The sequence below is a fragment of the Immundisolibacter sp. genome, from assembly GCF_041601295.1.
In the GTDB taxonomy this organism is placed as follows: Bacteria; Pseudomonadota; Gammaproteobacteria; order Immundisolibacterales; family Immundisolibacteraceae; genus Immundisolibacter.
On the sequence record NZ_JBFIII010000146.1, the window covers coordinates 1 to 4,713 of the forward strand.

Here is a 4,713-nt window from a genome sequence, read left to right on the forward strand (position 1 = left end):
GCCACCTGGTGCGACTTGCTGAAGCACAGCAGCATGTCGTTGTCGATCGGGTGAAAACGCAGGCTCCAGTCCCCTTGCAGGGCCGGGTTGTCGCGCCGGATGCGGTTCAGGCGCGCGATGTAATGCCTGAGGCTGTCCGACCGATCAAGATCCCACTGGCGTATCTGGTACTTCTCCGAGTCGAGGTACTCCTCGCTGCCGGGTCCGCGCGGCTGATGCTCCATGAGCTCGAACGCCGGGCCGTAGATGCCGTAATTGGCGCCCAGCGTGGCTGCCAGGGCAACGCGCAGCAAGAACGCCGGGCGGCCACCGAACTGCAGGGACTCGGGCAGGATGTCCGGCGTGTTCGGCCACAGGTTGGGCCGGAAGTACTCGCGCGACCCGTCCTGGGACAGCTCGGTGAGGTATTCGGTCAGTTCCTGCTTGGTGTTGCGCCAGGTGAAATAGGTGTAGGACTGGGTAAAACCGAGCTTGGCCAGACGGTGCATGATGCGCGGCCGGGTGAAGGCCTCGGCCAGGAAAATCGTCTCCGGATGGGTGCGTTTGACCTCGCCAATGAGCCACTCCCACATCGGGAACGGCTTGGTGTGCGGGTTGTCGACCCGGAAGATGCGCACGCCCTGCTTGAGCCAGAAATCGATGACGCTTTTCAGCTCCAGCCACAGCTCGCGCCAGGACTCGGTTTCAAAGTCGAGCGGATAAATGTCCTGGTATTTCTTGGGCGGGTTCTCCGCGTACTGCACGGTCCCGTCCGGACGCCAGCGAAACCAGTCCGGGTGTTCCTTCACGTACGGGTGATCGGGCGAGCACTGGAAAGCGATGTCCATGGCCAGTTCAAGGCCGTGCTCGCGCGCCTTCTTTACCAGCTGGCGGAAATCCTTCAGCGTGCCCAGTTGTGCGTGAATCGCCTTGTGGCCGCCATCGGCCGCGCCGATGGCCCAGGGACTGCCAGGGTCGTTGTCGCCGGCAACCAGCGCGTTGTTGGGGCCCTTGCGAAAGGCGCTGCCAATCGGGTGAATCGGCGGCAGGTAGAGCACGTCAAAGCCCATGGCGGCGATCCCCGGCAGGTGCTTCTCGCAATCGGCAAACGTGCCATGCGCGGTGTCGGTGTCGGTGGCTGCGGCGGACCGCGGGAACAGCTCATACCAGGCCGAGAAGCGCGCCCGTTGCGGATCCACCGTGACGCACAGGCATCGTTCGTATTCGCTGGCATGGCGCCGTTCGCTGTAAACATCCATCAGGCGAGCCAGGTCGGCATCGGCGCCCAGGGCGCGGCCTTCTGTCGCGGATCCGGTGGCGCGTAGTCGTTTTGCGTAGGTGCCCAGGCGCTTGCGGTCGGCGGCGGAGGCGCGGCCGGCGGCGGCTTCGAGCAGCGCTGCGCCACTGAGCAAGGCCAGCGCGATGTCCTGCTCATCCTCCCGGCGTGCCAGGTCGTGGCGCCAGGTCAGAAAGTGATCGACCCAGGCCACCAGCGTGTACTCGTATGTCCCGAGTTCGTCGACGCTGAAGGTGGCCCGCCAGCGATCGTTGCCGAGCAGCTGCATTGGCGTTTCCTGCCAGTCGGCGGCACCGCGGCAGCGGTATCGCAACAGGCAACGCAAAACCTCATGACCGTCACAGAAAATATCCGCTTCGACCACAACCTGCTCGCCGACGCTGCGCTTGACCGGGAAGCGCCCGCCATCCACCTCGGGCGTGACGCCTTCGATGATGACCCGTTGTCTTCCGTCGGCCGCTCCGATGTCCGGCATGGTGATGGCCTCCTTCAGGCGGATGTGGCAGGTTTCAGATAGAGCACGCTCAGCGGTGGCAGCGTCAGGAACAGGGAATGGAAATATCCCTGCGTGGCGACCGGCGCCGCTTCTACTCCGCCCAGATTGCCCGCGCCACTGCCGCCGTAAATGACCGCATCGCTGTTGAGCAACTCCTGCCAGTAGCCGCCGCCTGGCACGCCGACACGGTAGTTATGGCGCGGCTGGGGCGTGAAATTGCATACGATCAGGACGGTGTCCTCGGGGCGCTTGCCATGACGCAGGAAACTGAGCACCGACGCCTCCCAGTCCTGGGAATCCACCCACGCGAAGCCATCGCCGGTGAAGTCCTGCTCGTAGAGCGCCGGATGCGCGCGGTAACAGCGATTCAGGTCGCCGACCCAGCGCTGCAGGCCGTCGTGCAGCGGGTACTGAAGAACGTGCCATTCCAGGCTTTCTTCGTGCGCCCATTCGCGCCTTTGTCCGAACTCACCGCCCATGAACAAAAGCTTCTTGCCCGGATGGGCCCACATATACCCGTACAGTGAGCGCAGATTGGCGAACTGTTGCCATTCGTCGCCCGGCATCTTGCCAATCAGCGAGCCCTTGCCGTGCACGACTTCATCGTGAGACAGCGGAAGAAGAAAATTCTCGGTAAAGGCATACCAGATGCTGAATGAAATCTGGCCCTGGTGATGGCGTCGGTGAATGGGATCCTGCTGGAAGTACTTGAGCGTGTCGTGCATCCAGCCCATGTTCCATTTCATGCCGAAACCAAGACCGCCGGTATAGGTGGGCCGGGATACCATCGGCCAGGCCGTTGATTCCTCGGCGATGGTCTGGGTGTCCGGATGGTCGCGGTATACGGCCTCGTTGAAGTTACGCAGGAACTCCATGGCGCCGAGATTCTCGCGACCGCCGTGACGGTTTGGAATCCATTCGCCCTGCTTGCGTCCGTAATCCAGATACAGCATGGAGGCGACGGCATCCACACGCAGGCCGTCGATGTGGTATTTCTCGAGCCAGAACAGAGCACTCGACATCAGAAATGTGCGCACTTCATTGCGGTCGTAATTAAAGATCGCGCTGTTCCATTCCGGGTGAAACCCCTGCCGTGGATCGGCGTGCTCGAACAAATGGGTGCCGTCAAAAAACCCCAGTCCGTGTTCATCGCTTGGAAAATGCGAGGGCACCCAGTCCAGAATCACGCCGATGCCAGCCTGATGCAGGAAATCCACCAGATACATGAAATCCTGCGGCGTGCCGTAACGCGCCGTAGGCGCGAAATAGCCGGTGGTCTGGTAGCCCCAGGAACCGTAGAAGGGATGCTCGGTGATCGGCATCAATTCCACATGCGTAAAGCCGAGTGCGTTGACATGTTCGGCCAGCAGCGGCGCAATCTCGCGGTAGCTCAGTGGCCGGTTGTCCTGCTCCGGCACGCGCCGCCATGAACCCAGGTGAACTTCGTACGCCGACATCGGGGCATCGAGTGCGTTGCAATCGCGCCGTCTGGCCATCCAGTCGCCATCGTTCCATTCATAGTCCAGAGCCCACACTCGGGACGCCCGCCGCGGCGGCACTTCGCTATAGAAAGCGAACGGATCGGCCTTGTCCACCTGGTAGCCGTGGTGCAGCGAACTGATATGGAATTTATAACAGGTCCCGGACTCGACGCTGGCCACGAAGCCTTCCCAGATGCCTGAGTTGTCGCCTCGCGGTTGCAGCCGATGAGCCTTGTTGTTCCAGTCGTTGAAATCGCCGATGACGGACACTGCCTTGGCATTGGGAGCCCACACCGAGAAGTGCACCCCGGTCGCGCCACCGACAGTGCAGGCGTGCGCGCCGAGCTTGTCGTGAAGGCGGCTGTGAGAGCCTTCGCGAAACAGGTAAACGTCGTGGTCGGTGAGGAAGTTCTGCGGGCGTTCTGTGGCGTTGTGGGCTGTTTTCATGAGGGTTTCCTGTCTGACTGACAGACTCCGAGCAGGAGTGGGCCTAAGGCCCAGGCGACGAACGAGCTACATCGGCGTTGCTGCGCGGTAGTGACTGGCTTTGTACAGTTCGGGCAGAAATGGGCGCTGTTCGCCAATCCCAGGATGCATAAAATGTTCAGCACTTCATAATGTTAGGGACGCGAATAAAAAACATGAAGAGCATCCCAACCTGGAATTTCAGCACCGCGTTTATTAAAAACCGCTAAAGCATTTTCAGGCACGGCTCTGTGCGCGATGCGAAATAGTTAAATAACGTCTTGCGCTACTGTAGCACTATTGTGGCGGCGGCGCACGGCGAAACATCATTGCCCCCGAATGCGCGATCGCCGCTGAGTTAATCGACGGACGTAATTACGGGTAAGGTTTTGAGATAATGGGCGAAAGGCGAACTCAAAAAAAGAATGAGTTTATTAGTCTAAGGAGACGCTGAATTATTCAGTGTTTCCCGCAGCGCAAGGATGCGCTGCCACAATCTGTGGCTGTAAGCCACTGATTTTTTGAGCCATCGGAAAACTACGCTTTCCCGATGCCGGGCGCTGAGAAATCCAGGATGGCTTTATTCAGCGCTTGCCTAATAATATAAAAATAGCGACTGGAATAATCATTCTTATTTCTCGAATAATCAAGAATAAAAGTGTCGTTAATAGCTGCCAAAATCTCGCGGATAACACTATAAATTATCGGTTTGGCGGACGTTGTCGTGTGGATCGACCGACCGCGCGCCTGAACAATCGACTCGCCGTCGGGCGTGGGATTGGACTCCAAATCGCCGTGCTACCCAAAACCGGGGGGACGTCGGTTCAGCTGCATCGCCCTGTACACCCGATAGATCCGCTTGTGGTTCCACTGCGCACGCTCCCTGCGCAGCAGCGAACGGCACTTCCAGAAGCCGCGGCTCGGGCGCGCCTCCACCAGCCGCGCCAAGGCCGCGATCAACTCGGCATCGCGCACCGTCCCGTCCAGTGGCGGCC

The 4,713-nt window shown here is 60.2% G+C and carries 2 protein-coding genes and 1 pseudogene; all 3 read right to left on the reverse strand.

All coding sequences use genetic code 11. The features are described from left to right. Positions 1-1,751, reverse strand: a 1,751-nt coding sequence (locus ABZF37_RS13565) for an alpha-1,4-glucan--maltose-1-phosphate maltosyltransferase (RefSeq protein ID WP_372720816.1), incomplete at its 3' end; no start/stop codon positions are given. A gap of 14 nt (positions 1,752-1,765) precedes the next feature. Then, positions 1,766-3,700 (reverse strand): 1,4-alpha-glucan branching protein GlgB, encoded by a 1,935-nt coding sequence (gene glgB / locus ABZF37_RS13570; RefSeq protein ID WP_372720818.1) that lies wholly within the window; start codon positions 3,698-3,700, stop codon positions 1,766-1,768. Positions 3,701-4,534: 834 nt separating this feature from the next. Next, positions 4,535-4,713 (reverse strand): annotated as a pseudogene (locus tag ABZF37_RS13575) (IS3 family transposase); the annotation flags it as partial.

What these genes read in the sequence shown, in the direction of transcription:
- glgB (WP_372720818.1), bottom strand. Translation starts at nt 3,700, where the DNA reads ATGAAAACAGCCCACAACGCCACAGAACGCCCGCAGAACTTCCTCACC.